This is a genomic window from Pseudomonas sp. MPFS, from assembly GCF_022537035.1.
Taxonomy (GTDB): domain Bacteria; phylum Pseudomonadota; class Gammaproteobacteria; order Pseudomonadales; family Pseudomonadaceae; genus Aquipseudomonas; species Aquipseudomonas sessilinigenes.
Window position 1 is genome coordinate 6,605,476 of record NZ_CP066123.1, and the last position, 13,782, is coordinate 6,619,257.

Consider the following 13,782-nt stretch of genomic DNA (forward strand, 5'->3'; position numbering starts at 1 on the left):
GCCAACCTGGCGGCGAATGCCTTTCCTTCAAAAACCCTCCGGCACCCGTGCCTTCTCCCGCGCTTGCTCGCGGCTGATCAAACCCTGCCCCACCAGCATTTTCAGGCTCATGTCCAGGGTCTGCATACCCTGTGCGCCACCGGTCTGGATTGCCGAATACATCTGCGCCACCTTGTCCTCGCGGATCAGGTTCCGGATCGCGACGGTCCCCAGCATGATCTCGCAAGCCGCCACTCGCCCACCGCCCACGCGCTTGAGCAATACCTGGGCAATCACCGCCTGTAGCGACTCGGCCAGCATCGAGCGCACCAACGCTTTCTCCTCCCCCGGAAACACATCCACCAGGCGATCGATGGTCTTGGCCGCCGATGACGTGTGCAGGGTGGCGAACACCAGGTGCCCGGTTTCCGCAGCGGTCAACGCCAAACGAATGGTCTCAAGATCCCGGAGCTCTCCCAGCAGGATCACATCCGGATCTTCGCGCAAGGCCGCACGCAAGGCGCTGGCGAAGCTTCGGGTATCGCGTTGGACTTCACGCTGATGCACCAGGCATGCCTGTTGCGGATGGATGAACTCGATGGGGTCCTCGATGGTGATGATGTGCTGGCGGCGGCTACGGTTCAGATGATCGATCATCGCCGCCAGGGTGGTGGACTTGCCGCTACCGGTAGGCCCGGTGACCAACACCAGCCCCCTGGGCACCTCGGCGATTTGCCGGAGCACCTGGCCCAGGCCCAGCACCTCCAGGCTCTGCACCTGCGAAGGCACCAGGCGCAACACCGCTCCCGCGCCCCGGGCATGCTGGAAGGCATTGACCCTGAATCGGGCCACGCCCGGCAGTTCATAGGCGAAGTCCAGATCCTGGAGGCTGGCAAAGGCGTCACGTTGCGCCTGGCTCATCAGGGCGTGGATCATGGCCAGTACTTGCGGCCCTTCCAGGGCCGGGCTATCCAGCGGGCAGATATCGCCATCGATGCGCAACCGCGGTGCCAGGCCAGCCGATAGGTGCAGGTCGGAAGCGCCTCGGGAAACGCTCAAGAGCAGCAGCTCGGTGATGTCCATAGTGCCCTCCAATTCCAGTAGAATGCCGCGAGCTTCAGCCCCCGTTCGCCCCATCGGTTCGCTTGCAAGTGCCAGGCGATGTCCGGCGCGACCCTCGAGCAAGGCCAGGGTCGATGGACAGAGGGGCTGGTGGATTCAGCGGCGCATGGCGGCCCGGGCGGTAGACGCCCGGTCGCAGGTACTTTTGAGACGGAATCGAATGTCCACGATAGCAGACAACATTGCCCTGGTAGCCGAACGCATCCGCAGTGCCTGCCAGGCCGCACAACGTGCCCCGGACAGCGTTCGACTGCTGGCCGTGAGCAAGACCAAGCCCGCCGCGGCCCTGCGCGAAGCCTATGCCGCCGGCCTGCGCGACTTTGGCGAGAACTACCTGCAGGAAGCCCTGGGCAAACAGCAGGAACTGACGGATTTGCCCTTGAGTTGGCACTTCATCGGCCCCATTCAGTCGAACAAGACTCGCGCCATTGCCGAGCATTTTGACTGGGTGCATTCCGTGGACCGCCTGAAAATCGCACAACGCCTGTCCGAACAACGCCCGGCCGACCTGGCTCCATTGAACATCTGCATCCAGGTCAATGTCAGCGGCGAGGCCAGCAAGTCCGGCTGTACCCCTGATGAGCTACCGGCCCTGGCCAGAGCCATCGACGCCCTGCCAAACCTGCGCTTGCGCGGGTTGATGGCGATTCCCGAACCTACCGAGGATCCTGCGGCCCAACACGCTGCGTTCGCTGCGGTACAGAACCTGAACAACCACCTGCGCGGCAGCCTTGGGCTGTCCCTGGATACCCTCTCCATGGGCATGAGCCACGATCTCGAAGCGGCCATCGCCCAAGGCGCCACCTGGGTGCGGATCGGTACCGCCCTGTTTGGCGCCCGCGACTACAGCCAGTCCTGACGGAACTGGCCCTGACCCTGATAAGGACCTGTCATGAACACGACTCGTATCGCTTTTATCGGTGCCGGCAACATGGCGGCCAGTCTCATCGGCGGCCTGCGGGCCAAAGGCCTCGACGCCTCACAGATCCGCGCCAGTGACCCTGGCGCCGAGACCCGGGCCAAGGTGGCCGCCGAACACGGTATCCAGGTCTTCGCCGACAACGCCGAGGCCATTGCCGGGGTCGATGTGATCGTCCTGGCAGTCAAGCCACAAGCCATGAAGGCCGTTTGCGAAGCCCTGCGTCCGAGCCTGCAACCCCAGCAACTGGTGGTCTCCATCGCTGCCGGCATCACCTGCGCGAGCATGGGCGCCTGGCTCGGCGAGCAGCCGATCGTGCGCTGCATGCCCAACACCCCGGCCCTGCTGCGCCAAGGTGTCAGCGGCCTGTATGCCACCGACCGGGTGAGCGCCGAGCAACGCCGCCAGGCCGAAGAACTGCTGTCCGCCGTGGGCACCGCCCTGTGGCTGGAACAGGAACAGCAGCTGGATGCGGTAACCGCGGTATCCGGCAGCGGCCCGGCGTATTTCTTCCTGTTGATCGAGGCCATGACCGCCGCAGGTGAAAAGCTCGGCCTGCCACGGGAAACCGCCGCCCAACTGACCCTGCAAACGGCCCTTGGAGCAGCCCACATGGCGGTCTCCAGCGATGTCGATGCCGCCGAGCTGCGTCGTCGCGTGACCTCGCCCGCCGGTACTACCGAGGCGGCGATCAAATCGTTCCAGGCCGACGGTTTCGAGGCTCTGGTGGAAAAAGCTCTGGGTGCCGCCGCGCACCGTTCGGCAGAAATGGCCGAACAACTCGGCCGCTAATTCGCCCCTACAAAGGAATCGATAATGTTCGGACTCAACGACGCTGCCATTTTGGTGATCCAGACCCTGGGCAGCCTTTACCTGCTGGTCGTCCTGCTGCGCTTCATGCTGCAAGCGGTGCGGGCCAACTTCTACAACCCGATCTGCCAGTTCATCGTGCGGGCCACCCAACCCCTGCTCAAGCCGCTGCGCCGGGTGATCCCCAGCATGTTCGGCCTGGACATGTCCTCGCTGGTACTGGCGCTAGTGGTGCAGATGGTGCTGTTCGCCATCGTCCTGACCCTCTATGGCATCCCCTTCAACGTGCTGGGCCTGCTGGTCTGGGCACCGATCGGTATCTTCGCGCTGTTTCTCAAGGTCTGGTTCTTCGCCATGATCATCAGCGTGATCCTGTCCTGGGTCGCCCCAGGCAGCCAGAGCCCAGGTGCTGAACTGGCCTACCAGCTCAGCGAGCCGCTACTGGCGCCGTTCCGCCGCTTCGTGCCCAACCTGGGCGGCCTGGATATCTCGCCGATCCTGGCCTTCCTGGTGATCCAGCTGCTGCAACAAGGGCTGATCCCACGGCTGGCGTACTACACCTTCATGCCTCGCGAGCTGTTCGGGCTGATCTGATGAGCTATTTCCGCTGGGACGGTGACGATCTGCTGCTCGATTGTCACCTGCAGCCCAAGGCCAGCAGCGATGAGTTCGCTGGCCTGCATGGCGATCGCCTGAAAATCCGCCTCACCGCCCCACCCGTCGAAGGCAAGGCCAATGCGCATCTGATAGCGTTCCTGGCCAAGGCCTTCGGCATTCCCAAGAGCCATGTGAGCCTGGTCAGCGGTGAACTGAACCGACAGAAGCGGGTGCGCCTGCAGGCGCCGAAGAAACTGCCGGAACTGCCTGGCCTGGCGCGCCCCAGCTGATTCACAGGCCGGCCATTTCCAGCAACGAATGCCGGCCTGGGCTTTGCTTGCCGCTGGGCACAGCGGTCTTTAGACTTACGCCTCATTTGAATGAGAGCAGGGTCGATGCCAACTGCCTTCCCCCCCGATTCCGTCGGTCTGGTCACACCTCAAGTTGCGCACTTCAGCGAGCCCCTGGCCCTGGCCTGCGGGCGCTCGTTGCCAGCCTATGACCTGATCTACGAAACCTACGGCCAGCTCAATGCCAGCGCCAGCAACGCGGTGCTGATCTGCCACGCCCTGTCCGGCCACCATCACGCTGCCGGCTACCACAGCCCCGACGACCGCAAGCCCGGCTGGTGGGACAGCTGCATTGGCCCGGGCAAGCCGATCGACACCAGCAAGTTCTTCGTGGTCAGCCTCAACAACCTCGGTGGTTGCAACGGCTCCACCGGCCCCAGCAGCCTCAACCCGGAGACCGGCCGCCCATTCGGCGCCGACTTCCCGGTGCTGACCGTGGAAGACTGGGTGCACAGCCAGGCCCGCCTGGCCGACCGCCTGGGCATTGGCCAGTGGGCTGCGGTGATCGGCGGTAGCCTCGGGGGCATGCAGGCCCTGCAATGGACCATCACCTACCCGGACCGGGTCCGGCATTGCCTGGCCATCGCCTCGGCGCCCAAGCTGTCGGCGCAGAACATCGCCTTCAACGAAGTGGCGCGCCAGGCGATCCTCACCGATCCGGAGTTCCACGGCGGCTCCTTCCAGGAACACCAGGTGGTCCCCAAGCGCGGGCTGATGCTGGCGCGGATGGTGGGGCATATCACCTACCTGTCCGACGACTCCATGGGCGAGAAATTCGGCCGCGGCCTCAAGAGCGAAAAGCTCAACTACGACTTCCACAGCGTGGAATTCCAGGTGGAAAGCTACCTGCGCTACCAGGGCGAGGAGTTCTCCGGACGTTTCGACGCCAACACCTACTTGCTGATGACCAAGGCCCTGGACTACTTCGACCCGGCGGCCAACTTCGACGATGACCTGGCCAGGACCTTTGCCAACGCCACGGCCAAGTTCTGCGTGATGTCCTTCACCACCGACTGGCGCTTCTCCCCGGCTCGCTCGCGAGAGCTGGTGGACGCACTGATGGCTGCACGCAAGGATGTCTGCTACCTGGAGATCGATGCCCCGCAAGGCCATGACGCCTTCCTGATCCCGATCCCCAGGTATCTGCAGGCATTTGGTCACTACATGAACCGCATCACGCTGTGAGGACACGATGAGAGCCGATCTGGAAATCATCCAGGAATGGATCCCCGCCGGCAGCCGCGTCCTCGACCTGGGCTGCGGTAACGGCGAACTGCTGAGCTGGCTGCAAGAACACAAGCAAGTGACCGGCTACGGCCTGGAAAACGACGCGGACAACATCGCCCAGTGCGTGGCCAAGGGTATCAACGTGATCGAACAGGACCTGGACAAGGGCCTGGGCAACTTCGCCAGCAACAGCTTCGATATCGTGGTCATGACCCAGGCCCTGCAGGCCGTGCACTACCCCGACAAGCTGCTCGACGAGATGCTGCGGGTCGGCCGCCAGTGCATCATCACCTTCCCCAACTTCGGCCACTGGCGCTGCCGCTGGTACCTGGCCAGCAAGGGCCGGATGCCGGTGTCGGAATTCATGCCGTACACCTGGTACAACACGCCGAACATCCACTTCTGCACCTTCGAGGATTTCGAAGCGCTGTGCCGCGAGCGCCAGGCCCGGGTGATCAACCGTCTTGCGGTCGATCAACAACACCGCCATGGGTGGGCCAGTAAGCTATGGCCTAATCTCTTAGGGGAGATCGGTATCTACCGCCTCAGCAGTCCCGGCCTGCAGGAGCACAAGGTCGCGGTTTAACCCACGTTGCGTCGAGGAGAACGATCATGGGACGTCTGGTTACTTTTCTACTGGCTGCCTGCCTGAGCTTCACAGCCCTGGCAGCGGACCCGATCAAGGGTGAACGCCAGGAGGTGTTCGGCGATATCACCGTGCACTACAACACGTTCAACTCCACCTACCTGCAACCTGACATCGCCAGGGCCGCGGAGCTGGTTCGCAGCAAGAACCAGGGGGTGATCAACGTTTCGCTGATCAAGGACGGCAAGCCGTTGGTCGCTCAAGTCAGCGGTACGGTCAAGGACCTGACCAGCAAGAGCATTCCGCTGAAGTTCCGCCAGATCACCGAACAGGGTGCGATCTACTACATCGCCCAGTTCCCGGTGGAACAGCAGGAAAACCGTACGTTCACCATCAGCGTCCAGACTGGCGGTGACACCAACAGCTTCAGCTTCAACCAAGAGCTATTTCCGGGCGAATGATGAATCTCACGCAACTCGTATTGGCCAGCCATAACGCTGGCAAACTCAAAGAACTCCAGGCCATGCTCGGCGCCTCGGTGCAGCTGCGCTCGATCGGCGAGTTCAGCAGCATCGAGCCCGAGGAAACCGGCCTGTCGTTCGTCGAGAACGCCATTCTCAAGGCGCGCAATGCCGCGCGCATCTCCGGCCTGCCGGCGCTGGCGGATGACTCCGGCCTGGCAGTGGACTTCCTCGGCGGCGCCCCGGGCATCTATTCGGCGCGCTACGCCGATGGCCAGGGCGATGCGGCGAACAACGCCAAGCTGCTAGAAGCCCTCAAGGACGTACCCGAGGACCAGCGCGGTGCGCAGTTCGTCTGCGTCCTGGCCCTGGTGCGCCACGCCGACGACCCGCTGCCGATCCTCTGCGAAGGCCTCTGGCACGGTCGCATCCTCACCGCTGCCAGTGGCGAACACGGCTTCGGCTACGACCCGCTGTTCTGGGTACCGGAGCGCAATTGCTCCAGCGCCGAACTGAACCCGGTGGAAAAGAACCAGCTCAGCCACCGCGCTCGCGCCATGGCCATCCTGCGGCAACGCCTGGGCCTGCAATGAATCACGATCCAGCCGCGTCGCCACTGATCCTCGGTGGCGCGCAAGCTCCCCGGGCGGCCCTGCCCCAGCTACCGCCCCTGGCGCTGTACATTCACATCCCGTGGTGTGTACGCAAATGCCCCTACTGCGACTTCAACTCCCATGCCGCCAGCCCGACGCTGCCGGAGCAAGAGTATGTGGACGCCCTGCTGGCCGACCTCGACCAGGACCTGCCCGCCGCGTACGGCCGGGAACTGAGCTCGATCTTCTTCGGCGGTGGCACCCCGAGCCTGTTCAGCGCCCAGGCCCTGGGCCGGCTGCTGGCCGGGGTACAGCAACGCATCCCGTTCGCCGGTGACATCGAGATTACCCTGGAGGCCAACCCCGGGACCTTCGAGCAGGAGAAGTTCACCGCCTATCGCGCCCTCGGGATCAACCGCCTGTCCATCGGTATCCAGAGCTTCCAGGAGCAGAAGCTCGAGGCCCTGGGTCGCATACACAGTGGTGCCGAAGCGGTGCGGGCCGCCGACATGGCGCGCCAGGCCGGGTTCGACAACTTCAACCTGGACCTGATGCACGGCCTGCCGGACCAGTCCCTGGAGGATGCCCTGGGCGACCTGCGCCAAGCCATCGCCATGAAGCCGACCCACCTGTCCTGGTACCAGCTGACCCTGGAGCCCAACACGGTGTTCTGGAGCCAGCCGCCGACCTTGCCGGAGGACGACATCCTGTGGGACATCCAGGAAGCTGGCCAGGCACTGCTGGCCGAGCATGGATACGCCCAGTACGAGGTCTCGGCCTATGCCCAGCCCGGCCATGCGGCACGACACAACCTGAACTACTGGAGCTTCGGCGACTTCATCGGCATCGGCGCCGGGGCCCACGGCAAGCTCAGTCACCCGGACGGACGCATCCTGCGGACCTGGAAAACCCGCCTGCCCAAGGACTACCTGAACCCGGCCAAGCCGTTCAAGGCCGGCGAAAAGACCCTGGGCAACGATGAGCTGCCGTTCGAGTTCCTGATGAACGCCCTGCGCCTGACCGATGGCGTGGATGCCGTGCTGTTCGCCCAGCGTACCGGCCTGGACCTGGCCAGCCTCGCCGAAGCCCGGCGCCAAGCCGAACAAAGCGGCTTGTTGCAGGTCGAACCGTCACGCCTGGCGGCCACGCCCCGTGGGCAACTGTTCCTCAACGACCTGCTGCAATACTTTCTGATCTAAGGAAATCACATGGATCTGGTACTCGACCTGCTTGCCACCGTGTCCCGCTGGAGCCGCAGCAATCTCTCGGAAATCTCCCTGGCGCTGGTGGGCTGCCTGTTGGTGCTGTTCGGTGCCGACATCAAGGGCTGGGTGGAGGCACGCCTGGGTGGCCTCGCCGGCGCCCTGCGGGTACCCCTGATGGCCCTGCTGTGCATGATCGGCAGCGGCCTGGCACTGATCTATGCCACGCCGTGGATCGTCCGCGGCCTGAGCCAGTTCAACAACTACAGCCTGGCGCCCGTGCTGCTGGTGGTACTGGTGCTGATCGGCGTGGTCGCCGATCGCCGCTGATGCGGGCTTGTAGCTGAACAAGGACATGTATGAGCAAGAACCTCATGGAAACCACCAGCAAGTTCCTCAGCTATGTGCTGCGCCATGAACCCCAGGCCATTGGCCTGGAACTGGACAGTGAAGGCTGGGGCGAGGTCGACGCGCTGATCGCCGGCGCGGCCAGCGAAGGCCGGCCGCTGACTCGGGAACTGATCGAGCAGGTGGTCCGCGATAGCGACAAGAAACGCTTCACCCTGTCGGCCGACGGCCAGCGCATTCGCGCCGCCCAGGGCCACTCCAACAAGGCCGTGCAGCTGCAACTGCAAGAGCGCCAGCCGCCAGCCGTGCTCTATCACGGCACCGCCACGCGCTTCATGGATTCGATCAACCAGCAGGGCCTGGTTCCGGGCTCGCGCCATCACGTACACCTGTCCCATGACCCAGACACTGCCCGCTCGGTGGGCCAGCGCTACGGCCAGGTGGTGTTGCTGCAGGTCGATACCCAGGCCATGCAGGCCCAGGGCTGCAAGTTCTACCAGGCGGAGAATGGCGTGTGGCTGACCGACCAGGTGCCGGCCAGCTGCATCACCGAGGTGTAGCGGCCGGGCCACTGCAGGGCCCGGCAAGAACCCCTCGGGAAGAGGGGCGGCAGGTCAGTCCAGCTTCTCGAACTTCAAGTCCCAGACACCATGGCCCAGGCGCTCGCCGCGGCGCTCGAACTTGGTGATCGGACGCTCGGCCGGACGCGGCACGCACTTGCCGTCCTCGGCCAGGTTGCGATAACCCGGGGCGACGTTCATCACTTCCAGCATGTACTCGGCGTAGGGCTCCCAGTCGGTGGCCATGTGCAGGATACCGCCGACCTTCAGCTTGCTGCGCACCAGCTCGGCGAAGGTCGCCTGGACGATACGGCGCTTGTGGTGCCGGCTCTTGTGCCACGGATCGGGGAAGAACAGCATCAGGCGATCGAGGCTGTTATCGGCCACGCAGCGGTTGAGCACTTCGATGGCGTCGCAGTCGTAGACCCGCAGGTTGGTCAGGCCCTGGGTCAGCACGCCGTTGAGCAGCGCACCAACGCCCGGACGGTGGACTTCCACGCCGATGAAATCCTGCTCCGGGGCCGCCGCGGCCATTTCCAGCAGCGAGTGACCCATGCCGAAACCGATTTCCAGGGAGCGTGGCGCCGAACGACCGAACACCTGGTCGTAATCCACCGGGGCATCGGCCAGGGGCAGCACATACAGCGCAGCGCCCTGGTCCAGGCCGCGTTGCTGGCCTTCGGTCATGCGTCCGGCGCGCATCACGAAGCTCTTGATACGGCGGTGCTGGCGTTCGTCGCCAGCTTCCGGCTCGATTGGCGTGTCGTTTGATTCAGTCATCAATGGCTCTTACTTGATCAGACCATCCAGCGGCGAGGATGCGCTGGCATAGAGTTTCTTCGGCATGCGACCGGCGAGGTACGCCAGGCGGCCCGCGACAATCGCGTGTTTCATGGCTTGCGCCATCATCACCGGCTGCTGCGCGTGGGCGATGGCCGAGTTCATCAGCACCGCCTCGCAGCCCAGCTCCATGGCGATGGTGGCATCGGAGGCGGTGCCGACACCGGCATCCACCAGTACCGGGACCTTGGCTTCTTCGAGAATGATCTGCAGGTTATAGGGGTTGCAGATTCCCAGCCCGGTACCGATCAGGCCGGCCAGCGGCATGACCGCGATGCAGCCCATTTCCGCCAGCTGGCGGGCAATGATCGGGTCATCGCTGGTGTAGACCATCACGTCGAAACCTTCCTTGACCAGCACTTCGGCGGCCTTGAGGGTTTCCAGCACGTTGGGGAACAGGGTCTTCTGGTCGGCCAGGACTTCCAGCTTCACCAGGTTGTGGCCATCGAGCAGCTCGCGGGCCAGGCGGCAGGTGCGCACGGCTTCCACCGCGTCATAGCAACCGGCGGTGTTGGGCAGGATGGTGTAGCGGTCCGGCGGCAGGATATCCAGCAGGTTCGGCTCGCCCGGGTTCTGGCCGATGTTGGTCCGGCGCACGGCTACGGTAACGATCTCGGCGCCGGAGGCCTCGATGGCCAGGCGAGTTTCTTCCATGTCGCGGTACTTGCCGGTGCCTACCAGCAAACGCGACTGGTACGTCCGACCGGCCAGGACGAAAGGCTTGTCACTACGAACGTTGCTCATCGGAAATCCTCTGTTGGGGTGAGGTTCTTGCAGAATTCTTTGGTAGACCGAACGCCGCGAGGGCCTAGCGAGCGAAGGAAAGGCAAGGCAAACAGGCGAGAAAGCGAAGACCAGGGACTGGTGGGGCATTCCAAGCTGTTTTCAACGCAAGCCTTTCTGAGCGCTGTAGTTCTCGCGGTGCCTGGCTAGCCGCCGCCGATGGCGTGGACGACTTCCACCTGGTCACCCTCGTTGAGGGTGGTTTCGGCGTGCTGGCTGCGCGGAACGATATCCAGATTGAGCTCCACTGCGATCCGGCGCCCGGTCAGCTCCAGGCTCGTCAGCAGGGCCGCAACGGTCGAGCCGTCGGGCAGTTCAAAGGATTCACCGTTCAACTGAATGCGCATGCTCGAGGCCGCCATCATTTTTAGGGGCCAGCATTCTAGCCCGATCATGACCTAAAGGTCAGCTACAAGCGTCAGGCGGCTGCTTGCAGGCGCCAGGCGGCAAGCCCCAGCAGCAACCAGCCAGCAAGGAACGAGGCGCCACCCAGGGGGGTGATGATGCCCAGCTTGCCAATCCCCGTGAGGGTCAGCAGGTACAGGCTGCCGGAGAACAGCAGGATGCCCAGGGTGAAGGCCCCTCCCGCCCAGGCCACCAGTCGCCCCGGAACCTGGGTGGCCAGCAGGGCTACGCCGAAGAGGGCCAGGCAATGCACCAACTGGTAAGTGACCCCGGTATGGAAAATGGCCAGGTACTCGGCGCTCAGGCGATTCTTCAGGCCGTGGGCGGCGAAAGCACCCAGGGCGACCCCGGTGAAACCGAAGAAGGCAGCCAGCATCAGGAAGCCACGCAACATGGGGAACTCCAGTCAGATTCAGCGCAAAGGGTCTGTATAATGGCGCGCTCAAACGGTTCGGCCAAGCCATCTCTATGCTGCGTTATCTGTTTCGTCGTCTGGTAAAAGCCTTGAAATGGTTCGTCATCGGCAGTATCGCGCTGGTGCTGTTGTTGCGTTTCATACCGCCGCCAGGCACGGCCTTGATGGTGGAGCGCAAGATCGAGTCCTGGATCGACAACGACCCCATCGACCTGCAACGCACCTGGACCCCCTGGGACGAGATCTCCGATAACCTCAAGGTCGCGGTGATCGCCAGCGAGGACCAGAAATTCCCCGAGCACTGGGGGTTCGACTTCGACGCCATCCAGGCGGCCCTGGTCTATAACGAGCGTGGCGGCAAGATCCGCGGCGCCAGTACCTTGAGCCAGCAAGTGTCGAAGAACCTGTTCCTGTGGTCTGGCCGCAGCTACCTGCGCAAGGGCCTGGAAGCCTGGTTCACCGCTCTGATCGAGGTGCTCTGGCCAAAACAACGAATTCTCGAGGTCTACCTCAACAGCGCAGAATGGGACGAAGGCGTGTTCGGCGCCGAGGCCGCTGCGCGCCATCACTTCGGCGTCAGCGCCGCCAATCTCAGTCGCCAGCAGGCCAGCCTGTTGGCCGCAGTACTGCCCAACCCCCGGGTCTGGAGCGCAGCTCGCCCCAGCACCTACGTGCTCCAGCGTGCCGGCTGGATCCGGCGGCAGATGAGCCAACTGGGCGGGGCCGCCTACCTCAATCGCCTGGACGAATCACGCCGGGCGCCCTGGGCCGAGTAAATCCGACTGCCTGCGCCATGGCTGCGAGTGCCCTCTGGCATGCAGCCCATGCTGCCAATTGAGGCTGTTCGTCCGAACGATATTGTCCGTCGCTACTCGACCGACTAGCCTATCTATACGCCAATGACGGATAGGTCGCAGGGATGATTTTCATCGAATCACCTATTTTCACGGAAGATCTGAAGAGCCTCTTGAGCGACGAAAGCTACAGAGCGTTTCAGGAGTACCTGGCCGAGAATCCAACCGCAGGCGATATCATCCAAGGGACCAATGGCCTCAGGAAAGTCCGCTGGGGTGCCAATGGACGGGGTAAAAGCGGCGGGGCCAGGGTGATCTACTATCACGTCACAGCGGCCTATCAGATCCGTCTGATCCTGATTTACCGCAAAGGCATCAAGGATGACCTATCGCCCAGTGAGAAAAAGATACTGAGTGAAATAAACAAAGGGTGGCAATGATGGAAAAGAACCTCTTCAACCGCTTGGTCGAAAGCATGACCCAAATGGATGAAATTCAGCGTGGTGAACGTTCTCCATCCCGTGAATTTCACATCGATGCTCTCAAGGTCAAAATGATTCGCAAGGCATCGGGACTTTCCCAGGCCCGCTTCGCCAAAGCCATCGATGTCCCGGTGGGCACGCTGCAAAACTGGGAACAGGGTCGTCGTGAGCCAGAAGGGCCTGCACGCGCTCTGTTACGAGCAATACACAATGATCCTGAACATGTGCTTGCCGCTCTTGAACACTAGATAGAGCAAACCCCGACTCCACTGGCCCGGTCAGAAAGCTGCATAAACAAAAACGCCCCGATCATCTCGGGGCGTTTTGCTTGGCGCCTGGCTTGGTATTACGCGGCAATGGACAACTTCAGCTTGTTCATCGCGCTCTTTTCCAGCTGGCGAATACGCTCGGCCGAAACGTTGTACTTCTGCGCCAGGTCGTGCAGCGTCGCTTTCTCCTCTGCCAGCCAGCGCTGGTAGAGAATGTCGCGGCTACGCTCGTCCAGCACTTCCAGCGCTTCGTGCAGGTTGTTGGTGGAGTTGTCGCTCCAGTCAGCATCCTCCAGCTGCAACGCCGGGTCGTAGCGGTGATCTTCCAGGTAGTTGGCCGGCGACTGGAAGGCGCTGTCGTCGTCGGCTTCGGCAGCCGGGTCGAAGGCCATGTCCTGGCCGGTCAGGCGACTTTCCATCTCGCGCACTTCACGCGGCTCCACACCGAGGCTTTCCGCCACGCGATGGACTTCCTCGTTGTTCAACCAGGCCAGGCGTTTCTTCTGGCTGCGCAGGTTGAAGAACAGCTTGCGCTGGGCCTTGGTGGTCGCGACCTTGACGATCCGCCAGTTGCGCAGGATGAACTCGTGGATTTCCGCCTTGATCCAGTGCACGGCGAAAGACACCAGGCGCACGCCCATTTCCGGGTTGAAGCGCTTCACGGCTTTCATCAGGCCAACGTTGCCTTCCTGGATCAGGTCGGCCTGGGCCAGCCCGTAGCCGGAATAGCTGCGGGCGATATGTACGACAAAACGCAGGTGGGCAAGCACCATCTGCCGAGCTGCCTCAAGATCCTGCTCATAGTAGAGACTCTCGGCCAGTTCACGCTCCTGCTCCGGCGTCAGCAGTGGAATGCTGTTCACCGTGTGCACATAGGCCTCCAGGTTTGCGCCCGGAACCAATGCGTAAGCAGGTTGCAAAGAAGTGGTCATACGAAAAAACCTCCGACTCACATAACTCGTGCAGTTCAGCACTGCGAAAATTGACCAGGAACCGCTAAACAAGTTCCCATGAACGCTGAAAGGTCAATACAAGCAAAA

20 protein-coding genes are annotated in these 13,782 nt (G+C 62.9%); 14 read left to right on the top strand and 6 right to left on the bottom strand.

Translation table 11 applies throughout. From position 1 onward, the window contains the following. Window positions 1–27: 27 nt before the first annotated feature. The gene (locus tag I9018_RS30380; protein WP_241108229.1) at window positions 28–1,062 is read right to left on the bottom strand and encodes a type IV pilus twitching motility protein PilT; all 1,035 of its coding nucleotides are present in this window, start codon (window positions 1,060–1,062) and stop codon (window positions 28–30) included. Between the two features lie 199 nt (window positions 1,063–1,261). On the opposite strand from I9018_RS30380, the gene I9018_RS30385 reads away from it, so the two are divergent. From I9018_RS30385 to I9018_RS30435, 11 genes are all read left to right on the top strand, one after another. Further along, window positions 1,262–1,960, top strand: coding sequence for a YggS family pyridoxal phosphate-dependent enzyme (locus tag I9018_RS30385; protein ID WP_068575486.1), 699 nt, complete (start codon window positions 1,262–1,264; stop codon window positions 1,958–1,960). 33 nt (window positions 1,961–1,993) lie between these two features. After that, window positions 1,994–2,812 (top strand): pyrroline-5-carboxylate reductase, encoded by an 819-nt coding sequence (gene proC, locus I9018_RS30390; RefSeq protein ID WP_068575485.1) that lies wholly within the window; start codon window positions 1,994–1,996, stop codon window positions 2,810–2,812. 24 nt (window positions 2,813–2,836) lie between these two features. Next, window positions 2,837–3,424, top strand: a complete 588-nt coding sequence (locus I9018_RS30395) for a YggT family protein (RefSeq protein WP_068575484.1) — start codon at window positions 2,837–2,839, stop codon at window positions 3,422–3,424. Continuing rightward, complete coding sequence (locus tag I9018_RS30400) at window positions 3,424–3,717, top strand: DUF167 domain-containing protein (protein ID WP_241108230.1); 294 nt, start codon at window positions 3,424–3,426, stop codon at window positions 3,715–3,717. Before I9018_RS30395 ends, I9018_RS30400 begins: the two co-directional genes overlap by 1 nt. A gap of 105 nt (window positions 3,718–3,822) precedes the next feature. Then, entirely contained in the window at window positions 3,823–4,962 is a 1,140-nt protein-coding gene (locus I9018_RS30405) for a homoserine O-acetyltransferase (RefSeq protein WP_068575482.1), read from the top strand. 7 nt (window positions 4,963–4,969) lie between these two features. Then, the gene (metW, locus tag I9018_RS30410; RefSeq protein ID WP_068575481.1) at window positions 4,970–5,590 is read left to right on the top strand and encodes a methionine biosynthesis protein MetW; all 621 of its coding nucleotides are present in this window, start codon (window positions 4,970–4,972) and stop codon (window positions 5,588–5,590) included. A gap of 26 nt (window positions 5,591–5,616) precedes the next feature. Beyond that, on the top strand, window positions 5,617–6,051 hold the full coding sequence (locus I9018_RS30415) for a DUF4426 domain-containing protein (protein WP_068575480.1): 435 nt from the start codon (window positions 5,617–5,619) through the stop codon (window positions 6,049–6,051). Further along, complete coding sequence (gene rdgB / locus I9018_RS30420) at window positions 6,048–6,644, top strand: RdgB/HAM1 family non-canonical purine NTP pyrophosphatase (RefSeq protein WP_083235652.1); 597 nt, start codon at window positions 6,048–6,050, stop codon at window positions 6,642–6,644. Before I9018_RS30415 ends, rdgB begins: the two co-directional genes overlap by 4 nt. Then, the gene (gene hemW / locus I9018_RS30425) at window positions 6,641–7,843 is read left to right on the top strand and encodes a radical SAM family heme chaperone HemW (protein WP_241108231.1); all 1,203 of its coding nucleotides are present in this window, start codon (window positions 6,641–6,643) and stop codon (window positions 7,841–7,843) included. The genes rdgB and hemW overlap by 4 nt, the downstream gene beginning before the upstream one ends. A 9-nt stretch (window positions 7,844–7,852) precedes the next feature. Next, window positions 7,853–8,176, top strand: a complete 324-nt coding sequence (locus I9018_RS30430) for a DUF3392 domain-containing protein (protein ID WP_022641629.1) — start codon at window positions 7,853–7,855, stop codon at window positions 8,174–8,176. 29 nt (window positions 8,177–8,205) lie between these two features. After that, window positions 8,206–8,754: an RNA 2'-phosphotransferase gene (locus I9018_RS30435; protein WP_241108232.1), complete on the top strand. Its 549-nt coding sequence runs from the start codon at window positions 8,206–8,208 to the stop codon at window positions 8,752–8,754. Between the two features lie 54 nt (window positions 8,755–8,808). Here the strand turns inward: I9018_RS30435 and trmB are convergent, their stop codons facing one another. The 4 genes from trmB to I9018_RS30455 form a co-directional block, all read right to left on the bottom strand. Beyond that, on the bottom strand, window positions 8,809–9,534 hold the full coding sequence (gene trmB, locus I9018_RS30440; RefSeq protein WP_241108233.1) for a tRNA (guanosine(46)-N7)-methyltransferase TrmB: 726 nt from the start codon (window positions 9,532–9,534) through the stop codon (window positions 8,809–8,811). 9 nt (window positions 9,535–9,543) lie between these two features. Continuing rightward, window positions 9,544–10,338: a thiazole synthase gene (locus I9018_RS30445; protein WP_068575475.1), complete on the bottom strand. Its 795-nt coding sequence runs from the start codon at window positions 10,336–10,338 to the stop codon at window positions 9,544–9,546. Window positions 10,339–10,523: 185 nt separating this feature from the next. Further along, the gene (gene thiS, locus I9018_RS30450) at window positions 10,524–10,724 is read right to left on the bottom strand and encodes a sulfur carrier protein ThiS (protein WP_164487305.1); all 201 of its coding nucleotides are present in this window, start codon (window positions 10,722–10,724) and stop codon (window positions 10,524–10,526) included. 71 nt (window positions 10,725–10,795) lie between these two features. Then, window positions 10,796–11,176: a DUF423 domain-containing protein gene (locus I9018_RS30455; protein WP_068575474.1), complete on the bottom strand. Its 381-nt coding sequence runs from the start codon at window positions 11,174–11,176 to the stop codon at window positions 10,796–10,798. Window positions 11,177–11,250: 74 nt separating this feature from the next. On the opposite strand from I9018_RS30455, the gene mtgA reads away from it, so the two are divergent. The 3 genes from mtgA (at window position 11,251) to I9018_RS30470 (ending at window position 12,721) form a co-directional block, all read left to right on the top strand. Then, on the top strand, window positions 11,251–11,973 hold the full coding sequence (gene mtgA / locus I9018_RS30460) for a monofunctional biosynthetic peptidoglycan transglycosylase (protein ID WP_241108234.1): 723 nt from the start codon (window positions 11,251–11,253) through the stop codon (window positions 11,971–11,973). A gap of 143 nt (window positions 11,974–12,116) precedes the next feature. Next, complete coding sequence (locus tag I9018_RS30465) at window positions 12,117–12,431, top strand: type II toxin-antitoxin system RelE/ParE family toxin (protein ID WP_241108235.1); 315 nt, start codon at window positions 12,117–12,119, stop codon at window positions 12,429–12,431. Continuing rightward, window positions 12,431–12,721 (top strand): helix-turn-helix domain-containing protein, encoded by a 291-nt coding sequence (locus tag I9018_RS30470; RefSeq protein WP_241108236.1) that lies wholly within the window; start codon window positions 12,431–12,433, stop codon window positions 12,719–12,721. Before I9018_RS30465 ends, I9018_RS30470 begins: the two co-directional genes overlap by 1 nt. A 98-nt stretch (window positions 12,722–12,819) precedes the next feature. Here I9018_RS30470 and rpoH read toward each other — a convergent pair whose 3' ends face one another. After that, window positions 12,820–13,674 carry an RNA polymerase sigma factor RpoH gene (gene rpoH, locus I9018_RS30475; RefSeq protein ID WP_068575472.1) on the bottom strand — a complete coding sequence of 285 codons (855 nt, stop codon included), beginning with the start codon at window positions 13,672–13,674 and terminating at the stop codon, window positions 12,820–12,822. Window positions 13,675–13,782 lie beyond the last annotated feature (108 nt).

Coding starts and splice junctions, on each gene's coding strand:
- I9018_RS30380 (WP_241108229.1), bottom strand. CDS start 1,062: ATGGACATCACCGAGCTGCTGCTCTTGAGCGTTTCCCGAGGCGCTTCC.
- I9018_RS30385 (WP_068575486.1), top strand. CDS start 1,262: ATGTCCACGATAGCAGACAACATTGCCCTGGTAGCCGAACGCATCCGC.
- proC (WP_068575485.1), top strand. CDS start 1,994: ATGAACACGACTCGTATCGCTTTTATCGGTGCCGGCAACATGGCGGCC.
- I9018_RS30395 (WP_068575484.1), top strand. CDS start 2,837: ATGTTCGGACTCAACGACGCTGCCATTTTGGTGATCCAGACCCTGGGC.
- I9018_RS30400 (WP_241108230.1), top strand. CDS start 3,424: ATGAGCTATTTCCGCTGGGACGGTGACGATCTGCTGCTCGATTGTCAC.
- I9018_RS30405 (WP_068575482.1), top strand. CDS start 3,823: ATGCCAACTGCCTTCCCCCCCGATTCCGTCGGTCTGGTCACACCTCAA.
- metW (WP_068575481.1), top strand. CDS start 4,970: ATGAGAGCCGATCTGGAAATCATCCAGGAATGGATCCCCGCCGGCAGC.
- I9018_RS30415 (WP_068575480.1), top strand. CDS start 5,617: ATGGGACGTCTGGTTACTTTTCTACTGGCTGCCTGCCTGAGCTTCACA.
- rdgB (WP_083235652.1), top strand. CDS start 6,048: ATGATGAATCTCACGCAACTCGTATTGGCCAGCCATAACGCTGGCAAA.
- hemW (WP_241108231.1), top strand. CDS start 6,641: ATGAATCACGATCCAGCCGCGTCGCCACTGATCCTCGGTGGCGCGCAA.
- I9018_RS30430 (WP_022641629.1), top strand. CDS start 7,853: ATGGATCTGGTACTCGACCTGCTTGCCACCGTGTCCCGCTGGAGCCGC.
- I9018_RS30435 (WP_241108232.1), top strand. CDS start 8,206: ATGAGCAAGAACCTCATGGAAACCACCAGCAAGTTCCTCAGCTATGTG.
- trmB (WP_241108233.1), bottom strand. CDS start 9,534: ATGACTGAATCAAACGACACGCCAATCGAGCCGGAAGCTGGCGACGAA.
- I9018_RS30445 (WP_068575475.1), bottom strand. CDS start 10,338: ATGAGCAACGTTCGTAGTGACAAGCCTTTCGTCCTGGCCGGTCGGACG.
- thiS (WP_164487305.1), bottom strand. CDS start 10,724: ATGCGCATTCAGTTGAACGGTGAATCCTTTGAACTGCCCGACGGCTCG.
- I9018_RS30455 (WP_068575474.1), bottom strand. CDS start 11,176: ATGTTGCGTGGCTTCCTGATGCTGGCTGCCTTCTTCGGTTTCACCGGG.
- mtgA (WP_241108234.1), top strand. CDS start 11,251: ATGCTGCGTTATCTGTTTCGTCGTCTGGTAAAAGCCTTGAAATGGTTC.
- I9018_RS30465 (WP_241108235.1), top strand. CDS start 12,117: ATGATTTTCATCGAATCACCTATTTTCACGGAAGATCTGAAGAGCCTC.
- I9018_RS30470 (WP_241108236.1), top strand. CDS start 12,431: ATGGAAAAGAACCTCTTCAACCGCTTGGTCGAAAGCATGACCCAAATG.
- rpoH (WP_068575472.1), bottom strand. CDS start 13,674: ATGACCACTTCTTTGCAACCTGCTTACGCATTGGTTCCGGGCGCAAAC.